Annotated in this window: 14 protein-coding genes and 1 pseudogene; 7 read left to right on the forward strand and 8 right to left on the reverse strand. The window is 72.5% G+C overall.

The genetic code is table 11. The annotated features are described in order from the left end of the window. Positions 1–157: 157 nt before the first annotated feature. Positions 158–1984 (forward strand): HSP90 family protein, encoded by a 1827-nt coding sequence (locus ACIQOU_RS14160; protein WP_401536930.1) that lies wholly within the window; start codon positions 158–160, stop codon positions 1982–1984. Continuing rightward, complete coding sequence (locus tag ACIQOU_RS14165) at positions 1984–4980, forward strand: tetratricopeptide repeat protein (protein WP_401536932.1); 2997 nt, start codon at positions 1984–1986, stop codon at positions 4978–4980. The genes ACIQOU_RS14160 and ACIQOU_RS14165 overlap by 1 nt, the downstream gene beginning before the upstream one ends. A gap of 159 nt (positions 4981–5139) precedes the next feature. Here the strand turns inward: ACIQOU_RS14165 and ACIQOU_RS14170 are convergent, their stop codons facing one another. Next, positions 5140–6822, reverse strand: coding sequence for a DAK2 domain-containing protein (locus ACIQOU_RS14170; RefSeq protein ID WP_401536933.1), 1683 nt, complete (start codon positions 6820–6822; stop codon positions 5140–5142). Positions 6823–7063: 241 nt separating this feature from the next. On the opposite strand from ACIQOU_RS14170, the gene rpmB reads away from it, so the two are divergent. Further along, the gene (gene rpmB, locus ACIQOU_RS14175; RefSeq protein WP_004924906.1) at positions 7064–7249 is read left to right on the forward strand and encodes a 50S ribosomal protein L28; all 186 of its coding nucleotides are present in this window, start codon (positions 7064–7066) and stop codon (positions 7247–7249) included. Positions 7250–7408: 159 nt separating this feature from the next. Here the strand turns inward: rpmB and thiD are convergent, their stop codons facing one another. Together thiD and ACIQOU_RS14185 are read right to left on the reverse strand one after the other, a co-directional pair. Continuing rightward, entirely contained in the window at positions 7409–8200 is a 792-nt protein-coding gene (thiD, locus tag ACIQOU_RS14180) for a bifunctional hydroxymethylpyrimidine kinase/phosphomethylpyrimidine kinase (RefSeq protein ID WP_401536934.1), read from the reverse strand. Then, positions 8197–9162 carry a thiamine-phosphate kinase gene (locus tag ACIQOU_RS14185; protein ID WP_401536935.1) on the reverse strand — a complete coding sequence of 322 codons (966 nt, stop codon included), beginning with the start codon at positions 9160–9162 and terminating at the stop codon, positions 8197–8199. Before ACIQOU_RS14185 ends, thiD begins: the two co-directional genes overlap by 4 nt. A 241-nt stretch (positions 9163–9403) precedes the next feature. Here ACIQOU_RS14185 and ACIQOU_RS14190 point away from each other — a divergent pair, with 241 nt between their 5' ends. Beyond that, a complete protein-coding gene (locus tag ACIQOU_RS14190; protein ID WP_401536936.1) occupies positions 9404–9637 on the forward strand; it encodes an Lrp/AsnC family transcriptional regulator in 234 nt (77 codons plus the stop codon). Between the two features lie 21 nt (positions 9638–9658). After that, a complete protein-coding gene (locus tag ACIQOU_RS14195) occupies positions 9659–10141 on the forward strand; it encodes a DUF3515 domain-containing protein (RefSeq protein WP_401536938.1) in 483 nt (160 codons plus the stop codon). A 129-nt stretch (positions 10142–10270) separates the two neighbouring features. Here ACIQOU_RS14195 and ACIQOU_RS14200 read toward each other — a convergent pair whose 3' ends face one another. The 3 genes from ACIQOU_RS14200 to ACIQOU_RS14210 all read right to left on the reverse strand — a co-directional run bounded on the left by ACIQOU_RS14200 (position 10271) and on the right by ACIQOU_RS14210 (position 13349). After that, the gene (locus tag ACIQOU_RS14200) at positions 10271–11428 is read right to left on the reverse strand and encodes a D-alanine--D-alanine ligase family protein (RefSeq protein ID WP_401536940.1); all 1158 of its coding nucleotides are present in this window, start codon (positions 11426–11428) and stop codon (positions 10271–10273) included. A 149-nt stretch (positions 11429–11577) separates the two neighbouring features. Then, on the reverse strand, positions 11578–12588 hold the full coding sequence (locus ACIQOU_RS14205; RefSeq protein WP_401536941.1) for an NAD(P)H-dependent glycerol-3-phosphate dehydrogenase: 1011 nt from the start codon (positions 12586–12588) through the stop codon (positions 11578–11580). Continuing rightward, positions 12585–13349, reverse strand: coding sequence for a lysophospholipid acyltransferase family protein (locus ACIQOU_RS14210; RefSeq protein ID WP_401536942.1), 765 nt, complete (start codon positions 13347–13349; stop codon positions 12585–12587). The genes ACIQOU_RS14205 and ACIQOU_RS14210 overlap by 4 nt, the downstream gene beginning before the upstream one ends. A 156-nt stretch (positions 13350–13505) precedes the next feature. Between ACIQOU_RS14210 and cofC the strand changes: the two genes are divergently transcribed. Further along, on the forward strand, positions 13506–14144 hold the full coding sequence (gene cofC, locus ACIQOU_RS14215) for a 2-phospho-L-lactate guanylyltransferase (protein ID WP_401536943.1): 639 nt from the start codon (positions 13506–13508) through the stop codon (positions 14142–14144). A 10-nt stretch (positions 14145–14154) separates the two neighbouring features. Continuing rightward, positions 14155–14358: a hypothetical protein gene (locus tag ACIQOU_RS14220; RefSeq protein ID WP_401536945.1), complete on the forward strand. Its 204-nt coding sequence runs from the start codon at positions 14155–14157 to the stop codon at positions 14356–14358. Between the two features lie 92 nt (positions 14359–14450). Here ACIQOU_RS14220 and ACIQOU_RS14225 read toward each other — a convergent pair whose 3' ends face one another. Continuing rightward, a complete protein-coding gene (locus tag ACIQOU_RS14225; protein ID WP_401536946.1) occupies positions 14451–15071 on the reverse strand; it encodes an HU family DNA-binding protein in 621 nt (206 codons plus the stop codon). Positions 15072–15207: 136 nt separating this feature from the next. Then, a pseudogene (locus ACIQOU_RS14230) lies at positions 15208–15443 on the reverse strand (hypothetical protein). Positions 15444–15526 lie beyond the last annotated feature (83 nt).

The raw sequence follows: 15526 nt of genomic DNA on the forward strand, positions 1-15526 counted from the left end.
CACCACTGACATCGCCGTATACGTCTGCCGAAACCCCTGGTCAGACGGCTCGTTCGGGCCCTAGGATGGCGCGCCTCCGGCCATCCCCCGCGGTACCGCCTCACACGGCACCGCCCGACCCCGCGCCGACGATCGTCCCCCCACCGGCGCTGCGACGATGGACTCCCAGACCTCACAGTCATCCCAGGCACCCCCGTCACCTCACACCTTCCAGGTCGACCTGCGCGGTCTCGTGGACCTGCTCTCCCATCACCTGTACTCCAGCCCCAAGGTCTACCTGCGCGAGCTGTTGCAGAACGCCGTGGACGCCATCACCGCCCGCCGCGCCGAACAGCCGGACGCCCCGGCCCGGGTGCGGCTGTACGCCGAGGGCGGTGCCCTGCGTGTCGAGGACACCGGGATCGGGCTCACCGAGGCGGACGTGCACGCGCTGCTGGCGACCATCGGACGCAGCTCCAAGCGCTCCGACGGCATCCAGGAGGCGCGCGCCGACTTCCTCGGGCAGTTCGGCATCGGCCTGCTGGCCTGTTTCGTGGTCGCCGAGCGCATCCGGGTCGTCAGCCGCAGCGCGCGCACCCCGGACGCGGCGCCCGTCGAGTGGACGGCGAGCGACGACGGCTCGTACACCGTGCGGACGTTGCCCCAGGAGGCGCGGCCCGAGCCCGGCACCACCGTGCACCTGGTGGCGCGGGCCGGCGCCGGGGAGTGGCTGTCGGCCGACAGGGTCCTCGCGCTGGCCCGGGACTTCGGGGCGCTGCTCCCCTACGACGTGCGGGTCGGCGAGGAGGCGGTCACCGACTTGCCGGCGCCCTGGGACCGGGCGTACGCCTCCCCCGCGGACCGTCGGGTGGCGCTGGCCAGGCACTGTCACGAACGGTTCGGATTCACGCCGTTGGACTCGATCGAGCTGGACGTGCCGCTGGCCGGGATTCGCGGGGTGGCGTATGTGCTGCCGTCGGCGGTCAGTCCGGCGCGGCGGGCCACGCACCGGGTGCACCTCAAGGGCATGCTGCTGACCGAGCGGGCCGAACAGCTGCTGCCGGACTGGGCGTTCTTCGTGCGCTGCGTGCTGGACACGGACAGTCTGCGGCCCACGGCGTCGCGCGAGGCGCTGTACGAGGACGAGACCCTCGCGGCCGTCCGGGAGGCGCTGGGAGAAAGGATTCGGTCCTGGTTGACGGCGTTGGCGGCGGGCGATCCGCAGCGGCTCTCGGCGTTCCTCGCGGTGCACCACCTCGGGGTGAAGTCGCTGGCCCGGCACGACCCGGAGATGCTGCGCACGATGCTGCCGTGGCTGCCGTTCGAGACGACCGACGGGCAGCTGTCCCTGGAGGAGTTCGCGCGACGGCACCCGGTGGTGCACTTCACGCGGAGCGTGGAGGAGTTCCGGCAGGTCGCGCCGATCGCGTCGGCGCAGGGCGTCGGTGTGGTCAACGGCGGCTACACGTACGACAGCGAGCTGGTCGAGGCGTTGCCGTCGGTGCGGCCGGGGACGGTGGTCGCGGAGCTGGACGCGGACACCGTGACGGCCCACCTGGACGGCGTCGACGGGGCTGAGGAGCTGGCGCTCGCGGGGTTCCTGGCGGCCGCGCGGGCCCGGCTCGACCCGCTGGGCTGCGATGTGGTGCTGCGGGCGTTCCATCCGCTGTCGGTGCCCGCGCTGCACCTGGACGACCGGGCGGCCCGGCACGAGCAGGCGCGGGCGGCGGCCGAGGAGCAGGCCGACGACCTGTGGGCGGGCATCCTGGGCTCGCTGCGCGGCAGTACGCCCCGCGCGCGTCTGGTGCTCAACCATCTCAATCCGCTCATCCGAAGAATCAGTTCCCTGAGCGATCCGGAACTGATCGGCACCGCGACCGAGTCGCTCTACGGACAGGCGCTCCTGATGGCCCAGCGTCCGCTGCGGCCGGCGGACACGGCGCTGTTGAACCGGGCGTTCATCGGGCTGCTGGAATGGGCGACGCACGGCGAGGACGGGCACTGATGAGCACGACTGACGACACCACCGACGGCATCACCGACTTCGACGGTCTGCGCCGGGCGATGGCGGCGAACTCCGAACGGCCGGAGGGGCCCGCCCGCAACGCGCGCGCGGAGGAGCTGCTCGGGGCGGCGGAGCGGCTGGAGATCCCGCTCGCCGTGATCGAGGCGCTCGGGCACCAGCTGAAGGTCTACAACTACAGCTCCGAGAAGGACAAGATGTTCGTCCCCTTCGCGCGCCTGCTGCGCCTGTGGGACGAGCGGCCCGGGGACTTCGACGAGTACGAGACGCACTCACTGCACTGGGTCTTCAAGTGGGTCTCGGCCGGCATGCTCGACCAGCCGCATGTGCCGCTGGCGTCCATAGAGAAGTGGCTCGGCGAGATGGCACACCGCTACCGTCTCGCCGGCCACTCCGAACGGGCCGTGCACAGCGCGGAGTTCAGTGTCGCCGCGCATCTCGGTGACGTCCCGCGCGCGGAACGGGCGTACGCCGCGTGGCTGGCGGCGGACCGGGACGCGATGGCCGACTGTCACGCGTGCGAGCTGCACGGGCAGGGCTGGTGGCAGGCGCGACGGCGCCGGGACGACGAGGCGCTGGAGCTGTGGCGGCCGGTCCTGGAGGGCGAGTTCTCGTGCGCGCACGAGCCGCACACGGTGCTCGCGGCGTCCTTGGTGCCGCTGCTGCGGCTGGGCCGCGTCGACGAGGCGCGCGCCAACCATCTGCGGGGCTTTCGGCTGGTGCGCTCCATGGAGAGCATGCGGTCGGCGTACGCGGACCACGTCGAGTTCTGCGCGCTGACCGGCAACGAGGCACGGGGACTCGAACTGCTCGCGGAGCGTCCGGCGTACTTCACGGACAGCGGCCAGCCGCGCAGCGCCCTGGACTTCCTGAGCGTGGTGGCGCTGCTGATGGACCGGCTGGTCGAACGGGGCCTGGGCGAGCGGGTGGTGCCGGGTCCTGCCGGGCGGGAGTGGACCGCGCGGGAACTCGCCGACCACGCGCGCGGGCAGGCGCTGGCGCTGGCCGCGCGGTTCGACGCCCGCAACGGCACGCCGGCCCTGAGCGCGGAGATACGCGCGCGGATGGCACAGGTTCCGCTGGCGGAGCGGCTGCCGCTGGGGGTGCGGGCGGCCCGTCCGGCGCCGCCCGTGCCCGTCGCACCGGCGCCGGTGGCGGCGCGGGCCGAGCCGGACCTGGCGGCGCTGATCACGCGGGCGCGGCGGCTGTCGGAGTCTCTGAAGCCGAACGCCGTGGAGGCGTGGGCGGCGGTCGGGGTGGCCGCCGAGGGCGTCGAACTGGCCGCCCGTGACCGTGCGGAGGTCGTCGACCACGAGGCGATGGGCCTGGGCCCGGCCGGCGTCGACCTGTTCGAGCGGGCCGCGGAGCTGTACGCGGCGGCGGGCGACCCGGGTGAGGCGCTGGCGGCACGCGCGCGGGGGGCGTACGTGCGGGCCCTGGGCGGCGAGATCGACGAGGCGCTGGCCACCGTGGACGGCCTCTACGACGAGATCCTCGCCCTGTACGCCGACGACGGCACCGGGCTGCGCCAGACGGCCTCGGTGCTGATGGCCAGGTCCCGAACCCTCATGCGGCGCGTCCAGGCCGCCCAGGAGGCCGTGAACGGCCCGCACGGCCGTGTCCTGGCCGCCGCCGAGGCCGCCGTACGGGAACTGCTCGCGCTGGTCGACGGGCGCGCCGAGGGTGATGTGCGGCTGCTCGCGCGGGCTGCGGAGGCGCGGGCGATGCTGGCGGACCTGGCGGCGCACGCCGGGGAGCCGGAGGCGGCGGCGGAGCTGTTCGCGCGGGCGTCGGCGCAGTTCGTGGCGGCCGGGCTGCCCTGGTTCGCGGTGGAGTACGAGGCCCGGGTGGCCGGTCTCGCCCACCATCTGGGCGACGTCGCCGAGGCGGAACGGGCGCTGCGGGCGGCCCTGGAGCACGGCGGGGCGCACCTGGAGCCGGTCGGCCGCTCGCAGCTGCATCTCCAGCTGGCGGAGGTGCTCGGCGGCCGGGCGGCGTTCGCGGAGGCCGCCGAACACGCCCTGGAGGCCGCGCACTGGGCCGACGAGGCGGGCGAGAGCCGCACCCTGGGCGCCTGGGCCCGGCACCAGCTGGGCGGGTTCCTGCTGCACCTGGAGCGGTGGGCGGAGGCGGCGGAGGTGCTGGAGTCGGCGCTGCCCGATCTGACCGCCGAGACGCACGGGGACGGCGCTGTCGTCCAGACCCAGTGGTGGCTCGGGGACTGTCTGAGCGAGCTGGGCGAGCACCACGCGGCGGCCGAACGGCGGTTGCAGGCGGCCGAGTTGGCCCGGCACTGGCCCGAGCAGCACGACCACGCGACGCTCGCGCACCTCGCGGCCGAGTCGCTGGGGCAGGCGGGCCTCGCCGAGGAGGCGGACCGCGCCTACGCGCGCGCGGGTGAGCTGTGGCGGGAGTTGGGCAACGTCCACGGCCTGGTCCGCGCCCTGCGCGCCCGCGCGTGGCTGGCGTTGCGCGCGGAGCCCGACGATCGCGAGAGCCCCGACGACCTCGCGGACGCCGACCAAGGCGTCGAAGGGGCAAGGACGTTGATGTCCCGCGCGGTGGACGAGTGCGCGACGGCCCTGGACGACGCCGAGGACGAGTCGGCCCGGCTGCGTCTGGTCGCCGAACTCGGCCACACCCACCGCCAGTTCGGCGACCTGCTGGCCCGCTCGGCAGCCGAGGACGCCGACGACGACTCCATCCGCGCGGCGCTCGAAGAGGCCCTCGGCCAAGTCACCGAGGCCATCGCGGTGTTCGCCTCCCTGGGCGCCGACGCCCTGCACAGCCGTACTGGCGCGGAACTCGCCGCGGGCTGGCTGGCGGCCGACCTCAGCCGCCCGGCGGAGGCGACGGCACGCGCGCGTGCGGTGCTGAGGGCCTACGCGAACCCCCTGGACGACGACGAGACGGCCAAGTCCCGCAAGGCGGAGGCGGAACAACTGGAACAGGCGGTGGCAGAGACGAACGGCGAGTGAGGGGAGGGACGGAGTGGATGGGAGTGATGGGAGGGGCAGAGACGGACCGGAGTGACGAACGGGACGGAGGCGGGCGGGAGTGACAGGCGAGGCGGAAACAGGCGGGAGTGGCGAGCGGGACGGAGGCGGCCGGTGAGAACCGGTGAGCGCCCCCGCGCCTCACTCCACGCCGATGAGCAGCAGGGCGCCCTGTCTGCCGCCCCGGTACACCACCGTGTCGACGGCCAAGTAGGCCTCACGCACGCGTGCTTCGAGGTGTTCGGCGATCCGCTCGGGGGCGTCGTCGCCGAGGACGAGGGTGACGAGTTCGCCGCCGGCCGAGAGCATGCGGTCCAGGACGGCGGCGGCGGTGACGGTGACGTCGGCGCCGATCACGGCCACATCGCCGTCGACGAGGCCCAGGACGTCACCGGCCTGGCAGATGCCGGCCATGGTCCAGGACTGCCGTTCGGCGACCACCACCTCGGCGTACCGGGTCGCGCCCGCCGCCGAGGTCATCGAGACGACGTCCTCGTCGAAGCGCCGTTCCGGTTCGTGGACGGCGAGGGCGGCGATGCCCTGCACGGCGGAGCGGGTCGGGATGAGGGCCACCCGGATGCCCTCGGTGCGGGCCTGCTCGGCCGCAGCGGCGGCGGTGTGGCGCAGGTCGGCGTCGTTGGGCAGCAGCACGACCTCGCGCGCGTGGGCCCGCCGTACCGCCTCGACCAGCTCGCCGCTGACCGGTGGTTCCCCGGGGCGGGCCAGCACGGTGGTGGCACCGGCCTCTGTGTACAGCCCGGCCAGGCCCTCGCCGGGCACCACGGCGACGACGGCCCGCTGGACCCGTTCGGGCAGCGGGCGTGCCCGGTGGGTGTGGGCGTCGTCGGCCCCGAAGTGCGTGATCCGGATGCGGTAGGGGCGCCCGGCCTCGACCCCGGCCTCCACGGCGGCGCCGGCGTCGTCGACGTGCACATGGACGTTCCAGAGCCCGTCGCCGCCGACGACGACCAGGGAGTCCCCGAGGGCGTCCAGGCGCGTCCGCAGCCGTGCCACGGCGCTGTCCTCGGCCTCCAGCAGGTAGATCACCTCGAACGCGGGCCCGTCCTCGACGACGACGTCACCGCACCCCCCGATGCCGGGGCCGTCCGGCACGGCGACGGCGGCCACGCGCGCGTGCCCGGCGTCGCCCGGTCCCCCCGCTCCGGGCGCCTGCCCCGTGAACGTCTCCACCAGCGCCCCCAGCACCGCCACCAGGCCCCGGCCCCCGGCGTCGACCACCCCGGCCCGCTCCAGGACCGCCAGCTGTCCCGGGGTCGCGGCGAGGGCCGCCCACGCTCCCCGGTGGGCGGCCTCGGCGACGGTCCCGCAGTCGCCGTCGACCAGAGAGGCGGCGTCGGCGGCGGCCGCGGCGACCGACAGGACGGTGCCCTCGACGGGGTGGGCGACGGCCTCGCGGGCCCGCTCGGCGGCCTGGCGCAGGGCGCGGACGAGACCGGGTCCGTCGGTGGCCGCCCCGTCCTCGGTCAGCACCTGGGCCATGCCGCGCAGCAGCTGGGCGAGGATGGTGCCGGAGTTGCCGCGCGCGCCTATCAGGGCGCCGTGCGCCATCGCGCGCGTGACGTCGGCGAGGGTGGGCCGCTCGGGCGGGCCCGGGACCGTCTCGTGGGCGGCGAACACCGCTTCGACGGCGGTGACCGCGGACTCCATGGTCAGGTACAGGTTGGTGCCGGTGTCACCGTCGGCGACGGGATAGACGTTGATCGCGTCGATCTCCTCGCGCGCCCGTCCCAGCGCGTCCAGGGCGAGACCGCACCAGGTGCGCACCGCGAGAGCATCGAAGAATGTCTGCGGCACCTGCGCCACCTGCGCCTCCTTGAGCTGGACTGGACGCAGCGTAGACCCCGGGGGTGGGGTCCGCAGGGGGAGGGCCGGGGCAAAGGGACGGCCCGAACATGGTAGTTTCGTGGTGCTGGTGCAGTCGTTGTATGCTGCTCCGGTTGCCCGAACCTCGGGCCGTCCCTGGCAGCGCCACTTCAGATCCTACGATCTCGATCCCGGCATGCCGGGATTATCCGTAATGCATCTGAAGTCTTTGGAGTGACCCGTGGCTGCCAACTGCGACGTCTGCGGCAAGGGGCCGGGCTTCGGCAACAACATCTCGCACTCGCACCGCCGTACGCCCCGTCGCTGGAACCCGAACATCCAGCGCGTGCGTACCGTGGTCGGCGGGACGCCGAAGCGCGTGAACGCTTGCACCTCTTGCATCAAGGCCGGCAAGGTCTCGCGCTGACGCTCAGCTGAGCGCGCGGCCACTGCCGGTTCGCTGTAAGAAGCCGGTCCACCTCGTGTGGACCGGCTTTTTGCTCTGTGCCGACTTTCTGCGCCGACTTTCTGCGCCGACTTTCTGCTCTGCGTATCGGCTCCTCGACGCCGTTGACGCGACCCCGCCTCAGCGGTCCCGGAACGTCCAGCCGTGATCGACCGGGCCGATCCCCTCGCCGAGCGCGAACCCGGCCGCGAGGGCCCCGGTGACGTACTCCTTCGCGGCCCGTACCGCCTGCGGCACCGTCCGTCCCCGGGCGAGGTGCGCGGCGATCGCGGAGGCCAGCGTGCAGCCGGTGCCGTGGGTGTGCCGGTTGTCGCGGCGAGGTGAACGCAGCCAGTGCTCCTCGTCGCCGTCGGTGAGCAGATCCACCGCGTCGCCCGCGAGATGCCCGCCCTTGACGACGACCCAGCGCGGCCCGTACGCCAGCACCGCCGCCGCGGCCTCCCGCAGCTGCCCCTCCGACTCGACCCGGACGCCGGTGAGTTGGGCGACCTCGTCGAGGTTCGGGGTGGCGACGGTGGCCAACGGCAGCAGCGTGGCGCGGACCGAGGTGAGGGCGGACGCGGCCAGCAGCGAGTCGCCGTGCTTGGAGACGCCCACCGGGTCGACGACGACCGGGGCAGCCGTCCCGGCGATCAACTCCGCGACCGTCTCGACCAGTTCGGCCGAGGCCAGCATCCCGGTCTTCACGGCGTCCACGCCGATGTCGTCGACGACGCTGCGGTACTGCGCCCGCACCACCTCGACCGGCAGCGGCCAAGCCCCTTGTACGCCCAGGGAGTTCTGTGCGGTGACGGCGGTGACGACGCTCATGCCGTGCGTGCCGAGCGCCAGCATCGTCTTCAGGTCGGCCTGAATCCCCGCGCCGCCCCCCGAGTCGGAGCCGGCCACGGTGAGCACCCTGGGCGGCCTCACGACTCGATGTCCCCGAAGTGGTCCCAGCCGCCCTTGCTGGTCCAGGGCGCCCCGTCGACCGTCACCTGGGGCAGCGCCGAGGGGTTGAGGACCTCGCCGATCACCTTCCAGCGGGCGGGCAGCTTCACGTCCTGCGGGAACGTCGCCACGATCGCGTGGTCCTCTCCCCCGGTCAGCACCCACTGCATCGGATCGACGCCGACGGCCTGCCCGATGTCGTGCATCTGGGTCGGGATGTCGATCGCGCCGGACCGGACGTCGATGCGCACCTTGCTGGACTCCGCGATGTGTCCGAGGTCGGCGATCAGGCCGTCGCTGACGTCGCACATCGCGGTCGCGCCGAGCCCGGCGGCGGCCGGACCCGCGTGGTAGGGCGGCTCGGGACGCCGGTGCGCCTCCACGAAGGCCCGCGGCGAGCGGAACCCCCGTGCCAGCACCGCGTACCCGGCCGCCGACCAGCCCAGCCAGCCCGTCACGGCGACGAGGTCACCGGGCTGGGCACCGGCCCGGGTCACCGGCTCATGGCCGCGCAGATCGCCGAGTGCGGTGATCGACACCATGATGGTGTCGCCGCGCACCACATCGCCGCCGACCACGGAGGCGCCCGCGACCTGGCACTCGTCGCGCAGCCCGTCCATCAGCTCGCTCGCCCAGGTCACCGGCAGTTCGGCCGGCACCACCAGACCGAGCAGCAGCGCGGTCGGCACCGCGCCCATGGCGGCGATGTCCGCGAGGTTCTGCGCGGCGGCCTTGCGGCCGACGTCGTACGCCGTGGACCAGTCGCGGCGGAAGTGCCGCCCCTCCAGCAGGATGTCGGTGCTGGCCACGACCCTGCGGTCGGGTGCGGCGACCACGGCGGCGTCGTCGCCGGGGCCGACCCGGACCGCCGGGGTGGTGGTGAGACGGGAGGTGAGCTCCCTGATGAGCCCGAACTCGCCCAGCTCACCAACAGTGCCCTTCATCGCCCTGGCTCCCCTTCTCTCCCATGATCAGTGCCGAGCCGTGCCCGGTCGCGCTCCACCAGTGTCCTCGATACGGTCGAGGGGCCTTCGTGCGCGGTGCCTCAAGCTGTCCGAGGTTCCCGGGGTTCCCGTGTCCCGGCACGCGGGGACCACTCCCTCGGGTCTCCCCGTGGTGAGCGGGGACGCGATACCGTGGCGTTCCTTCCCCCCACATGATCCTCGTGGCCGCCCTGGAGGTTCCGTGGTACAGGCGTACATCCTGATCCAGACCGAGGTCGGCAAGGCATCGTCCGTCGCCGAGACGATCGGCACGATTCCCGGCGTCATCCAGGCCGAGGACGTGACCGGTCCCTACGACGTGATCGTGCGGGCCCAGTCCGACACGGTGGACGAGCTGGGCCGCATGGTGGTCGCCAAAGTCCAGCAGGTGGACGGCATCACCCGCACCCTGACCTGTCCGGTCGTCCATCTGTAGCCCCCGTCTACCCTTGAGCCGGTGAACTTCCTCCGTCACCGGCTCATCGGTCTGCCCGCGCTCGCCCTGCTGCTCACCACCGCGGGCTGCTCCTCGGCAGACGACGGCGCCCGGGCGACGGTTCCCTCCCCGGGAGCCGCGGCCGTGAAGCTGTGCCGGAATCTCGACAGGACGTTGCCGTCCGAGGTCGACGGCCTCGGCCGCCGCGATCCCTCGCCCGCGTCCGCGCTGACCGCGGGCTGGGGGAACCCGGCGATCATACTGCGCTGCGGCATCGCACGACCCGCGAAGATGAACGATCCCGAGGCCGACGGAGTCGAGGTCGACGGCGTCGGCTGGCTCCTGGAGAAACAGCCCGACGGCTCGTTCCGCTTCACCACAACCCTGCGCAAGACCTACGTGGAGGTAACCCTCCCCAACTCCCGCACCCCCCAAGGCCTCTCCCCCCTGACAGACCTGGCCCCAGCAATAAAGAAGTCCATCCCCCAAGGAATAGCCAACTGAACCTCACGGCCAACGGCCCGGCAACGCCGCCAAGGGGCGCGGGACTGTATCGAATGCGGCTCCGCCGCGCGGGCGCGACCAGCCACGACGGCGCCGCACCCGGCCACGAACCGGCCCCGTAGCGACCAGCTACCGCAACCCCGTGGACCGCCGCAGAGCAGCCCGCACCAGCAGATCGACCAACTCGGGATACTCCACCCCCGTGGCCTGCCACATCTGCGGATACATCGAGATCGGCGTGAACCCGGGCATCGTATTGATCTCGTTGATCACGAACTCCCCCTCCTCCGTGAGGAAGAAGTCCGCCCGCACCAACCCCTCGCACGACGCCGCCTCGAACGCGTCCACGGCAAGCCGCCGCACCTCAGCGGTCTCCGCGTCGGTCAACGGCGCGGGCACCATCCCCGGCGTGGAATCGATGTACTTGGCCTCGAAGTCGTAGTACGCGTGCGCGTCCGGCGGCGGAATCTCGGCCGGCAGGGACGCCCGGGGCCCGTCCTCGAACTCCAGCACCCCGCACTCGATCTCCCGCCCCCTGAGCGCCGCCTCGACCAGGATCTTCGGGTCGTGCCGCTGCGCCTCGGCGATCGCCTCGTCGAGCCCGGACAGATCGTCGACCTTGGTGATGCCGATCGACGACCCCGCGCGCGCGGGCTTCACGAAGAGCGGCCAGCCGTGCTCACCGGCGAAGTCGACGATCTTCGCGCGGGCGGCGGACTCGTCGCGCTCCCACTCGCGCGGCCGGATCACCACGTACGGGCCGACCTTGAGCCCGAAGGAGGTGAACACCCGCTTCATGTACTCCTTGTCCTGGCCGACGGCCGAGGCGAGCACGCCGGAGCCCACGTAGGGGACGCCGGACAACTCCAGGAGGCCCTGAAGGGTGCCGTCCTCGCCGTAGGGGCCGTGCAGGACGGGGAAGACGACGTCGACCTCGCCGAGCGCCTTGGGCACCGAGCCCGGCTCGCTGTAGACGACCTCGCGGTTGGCGGGGTCGACGGACAGCACCACGCCGCCGTCGCTGGACTCGGCGAGTTCCTCGACGGCGGGCGTGCGCCGGTCGGTGATCCTCATCCGGTCGGGCTCGTCGGCGGTGAGCGCCCACCGGCCGTCGCGCGTGATGCCGATCGGCAGGACCTCGTACTTGGTCCGGTCGATGGCGCGCAGGACGGCGCCGGCGGTGACCACGGAGATCCCGTGTTCGGAGCTGCGCCCGCCGAACACGACGGCCACACGCGGCTTACGAGCAGGCTGCTCAGGGCTCTGGGGGAGGTTCTCGGTGCTCATATCGCGTTGAGGGTACCCGTTGGTCGCGGGCTGAGTCAGCGTCCGTTGACGGGCGGCGGTTCGCACGGCGCCCGGAAGGGTCACGACCGGCCACCGCGACGCGCCACGGCACCCTCGGCGGCACCCGGCGGCACCCGGCGGCGGCACGCTCAGCGGCGTTCGGGCTTCGCGCTGCGCGACATCAGTTCCTTGAGCGCGACCACCGGCGGCTTGCCCTCGTGGACGATGTCGACGACCGTCTCGGTGATGGGCATCTCCACGCCGTGCCGACGGGCCAAGTCGGCAACGGACTCACAGGACTTGACGCCCTCGGCGGTCTGCCGGGTGACCGCGATGGTCTCCTGGAGGGTCATGCCCTTGCCGAGGTTGGTGCCGAAGGTGTGGTTGCGCGACAGCGGCGAGGAGCAGGTCGCCACCAGGTCGCCGAGCCCGGCGAGTCCGGCGAACGTCAGCGGGTCGGCGCCCATCGCGAGGCCCAGCCGGGTGGTCTCGGCGAGGCCGCGCGTGATGAGCGAGCCCTTGGCGTTGTCGCCGAGCCCCATGCCGTCCGCGATGCCGACGGCGAGCCCGATGACGTTCTTCACGGCGCCGCCCAACTCGCAGCCGACCACGTCGGTGTTGGTGTAGGGGCGGAAGTACGGCGTGTGGCAGGCGGTCTGGAGCCGCTGGGCGACCGCTTCGTCGGTGCAGGCGACCACCGCGGCGGCCGGCATCCGGGAGGCGATCTCGCGGGCCAGGTTGGGTCCGGTGACGACGGCGATGCGGTCGAGGTCGACCTTGGTGACATCGGCGACGACCTCGCTCATCCGCATGGTCGTGCCGAGTTCGACGCCCTTCATCAGGGAGACCAGCACGGTGCCGGGGGCGAGCAGCGGTGTCCAGTCCGCGAGGTTGGCGCGCAGTGTCTGGGACGGCACCGACAGCACGGTGAAGTCGGCGTCCGCGGCGGCCTCGGCGGGATCGCCGGTCGCCCTGACGTTCTGCGGGAGTTCGACGCCGGGGAGGTAATCCGGGTTGGTCCGCGTGGAGTTGATGGCGTCGACGACCTCGGGGCGCCGGGCCCACAGGGTGACGTCGCAGCCGGCGTCCGCGAGCACCGTCGCGAAGGCCGTTCCCCATGAACCCGCGCTGAGGACCGCCGCCTTGACCGGTTTGCTCACGTGCCGCTCTCCTCTTTATGGCCGTTGCGGCCGCGTGTGCGCCTGCGTTGCTCGATGCGTTCGCGGCGTGGATCGTAGGGCCTGTCGGGGGCCTTCTCCCCCCGGATCTCCTCCAGTTGGCGGGTGACGGCCGCCATGATGACCTCGGTGGCTTCCTTGAGGAGGTCGGCGGTCATCTCCCGGTCGTAGAACCGGGAGAGGTCGACCGGCGGCCCCGCCAGCACATGGTGGGTCTTGCGCGGCAGGACGTGCGGGGTGCTGCTGTAGGGCGGCAGCAGTTCGTTGGCGCCCCACTGGGCGACGGGAATCACCGGGCACTTGGTCTGGAGGGCGACGCGCGCGGCACCGGTCTTGCCCGTCATGGGCCAGCCGTCCGGGTCACGGGTGATGGTGCCCTCGGGATAGAAGGCGACGCATTCACCGCGCTCGACGGCGGCGATCGCGGCCCGGAAGGCGCTGAGTGCGTCGGTGCTCTCGCGGTAGACGGGGATCTGTCCGGTCCCCCGCATCGCGGCGCCGACGAATCCCTTGCTGAAAAGCCCGCTCTTCGCGAGGAATCTCGGAACCCGCCCGGTGTTGTACTGATAGTGCGCGTACGCGAAGGGGTCCACGTAGGAATTGTGGTTCACCGCGGTGATAAAACCGCCCTCGGCCGGAATGTGCTCCATTCCGCGCCAGTCCCGCTTGATCAGAACCACCAACGGCGGTTTGCACAGGACCGCTGCGAAGCGGTACCAGAAGCCGATTCTGCGGCGGGGCACGCGGGACACCTTCCTCTTGGGCCTGGGGGGCCGGACAAGTCTCACCCCGGGCCGCCGGTCTGTCGAGAACACCGTACGCCTCACGCCCGCGACCGCCAGATGGGTCGGGCGCCGGCTGCGCGACAATGGCCGCCACGAGAGAGGGACGGAACGCTGGTGCAGTGGACCTTGGTCATACCCCTGAAGCCCCTGGCCCGGGCCAAGAGCAGGCTGTCGGGCACCGCGGCCGACGCGCTGCGCCCCGGCCTCGCCCTCGCGTTCGCCCTGGACACCGTGGCGGCGGCGCTGGCGAGCCCCGCGGTGGGTGATGTGGCCGTCGTCACGGGCGACGCGCTGGCCGGTCGGGAACTGGCCGCACTGGGCGCCGACATCATCGCCGACGAGCCCGGCGGAGGCCTCAACGCGGCGCTCGTCCACGCGGTCGCCGTGGTCCGCGCGAGCCGCCCCGACCGTGCCGTCGCCGCCCTCAACGCCGACCTCCCCGCATTGCGCCCGGCGGAATTGAACCGGGTGCTGAACTCGGCGGCGGAATTCCCCCGCGCTTTTCTCGCCGACGCCGCCGGAATCGGCACGACCCTGCTGGCGGCACGGCCCCCGCACGCGCTGCTCCCGGAGTTCGGTGCGGATTCCCGGGCCCGGCACCGCACCTCGGGCGCCCATGAACTGGGTCTGGCCGGCGTCGACTCGGTGCGCCAGGACGTGGACACCGGCGAGGATCTGCGGGTGGCCCTGTCCCTCGGGGTGGGCCCCCGCACGGCGGCGGCGACGGCACGGCTGCTGATCCCCGGGCAGTAGGCTCGACGCCATGCAGGCGACCGCATACACGTACGACCCCGTAAGCCGCAGCGGACAGGTGCTGCTCGACGACGGGACACCGGTGCCGTTCGACGGCCCGGCGTTCGACGCCGGGGGCCTGCGGCTGCTGCGGCCCGGGCAGCGGGTGCGGATCGAGACCGAGGGCACCGGTGAGGCCCGCCGGATCACCCTGGTGACGCTCCAGACGTTCTGAGCCGCCCCCGGCCCGCCAGGCGGCGCCCGGACACGCCGCGGGCCGGACTCCGATGGGGAGTCCGGCCCGGCGCGTGAGTGCCCGTGCAGCCCTTACCGCTTGCGAGCGGTGGTCTTCTTGACCGTGGCCTTGCGCGTGGTGGTCTTCTTGGCGGGCGCCTTGGTGGCGGCGGTCGCCTTCTTGGCGGCCGGGGCCTTCTTCGCCGCCGCCTTCTTCGCGGTGGTCTTGGCGGCGCCCGTGGCCTTCTTGGCGGTCGTCTTCTTGGCCGCGCCGGTGGCCTTCTTGGCCGCGGTCTTCTTCGCCGCGGTGGTCTTCTTGGCGGCGGCGGCCTTGGTGGTGGCCTTCTTCGCGACGGCCTTCTTGACCGTGGCCGAAGCCCCGCCGGTGAGGCTGCCCTTGGGCGCCTTCTTGACCGCGACGTCGTTCTTCGGGAGCTTCTTGGAGCCGCTCACCAGGTCCTTGAAACCCTGGCCCGCGCGGAAGCGCGGCACGGACGTCTTCTTGACCCGAACCCGCTCGCCCGTCTGGGGGTTGCGGGCGTAACGGGCCGGGCGGTCGACCTTCTCGAACGAACCGAAGCCGGTGACCGAGACCCGGTCGCCGCTGACGACCGCGCGGACGACCGCGTCCAGAACGGCGTCGACGGCCTCGGCGGCCTGCTGACGGCCACCCATCTTGTCGGCAATCGCTTCTACGAGCTGCGCCTTGTTCACGTCTTCCCCTTCGGAGACATTGCCAGAACGAATCCGTCCAGGCTTTTTCGCACGTTAGGCAGATATATACCGCAAATCAAACACGAAACGGGCTTATCACCCTTGTGCCGCAACGGTTTCGGCGCCTGTGTCGCGTTCAGCGTTCCTCTTCGTCGGGGAATCGGCCCTCGTCGAGGTCCTCGCTGAACTGCTCCAGCCGCCTTGCCGTGTCGGCGAGATCGTGCTTGGCCGCGGCCGTAATGACCAGCAGCTTCCGGGTCAGCGCCATCCGTACGCCCTCCGGGACTTGCAGTGCGCGCACTCTTGGGTGCGCTTCCTTGAGTTGGTCCGCGACCGCCGCCCACAGAGCTTGAGTTGGCCGTCGCGTCCCATGCACAGATTGTGCCATCTGGGGCGAGTTGTCGCCTGCGGGGGTCGCAACTGGTACCTCAAACGGCCTTCCGGGCGGGGGCGGA

Source organism: Streptomyces sp. NPDC091279 (genome assembly GCF_044757465.1).
Lineage (GTDB): Bacteria > Actinomycetota > Actinomycetes > Streptomycetales > Streptomycetaceae > Streptomyces.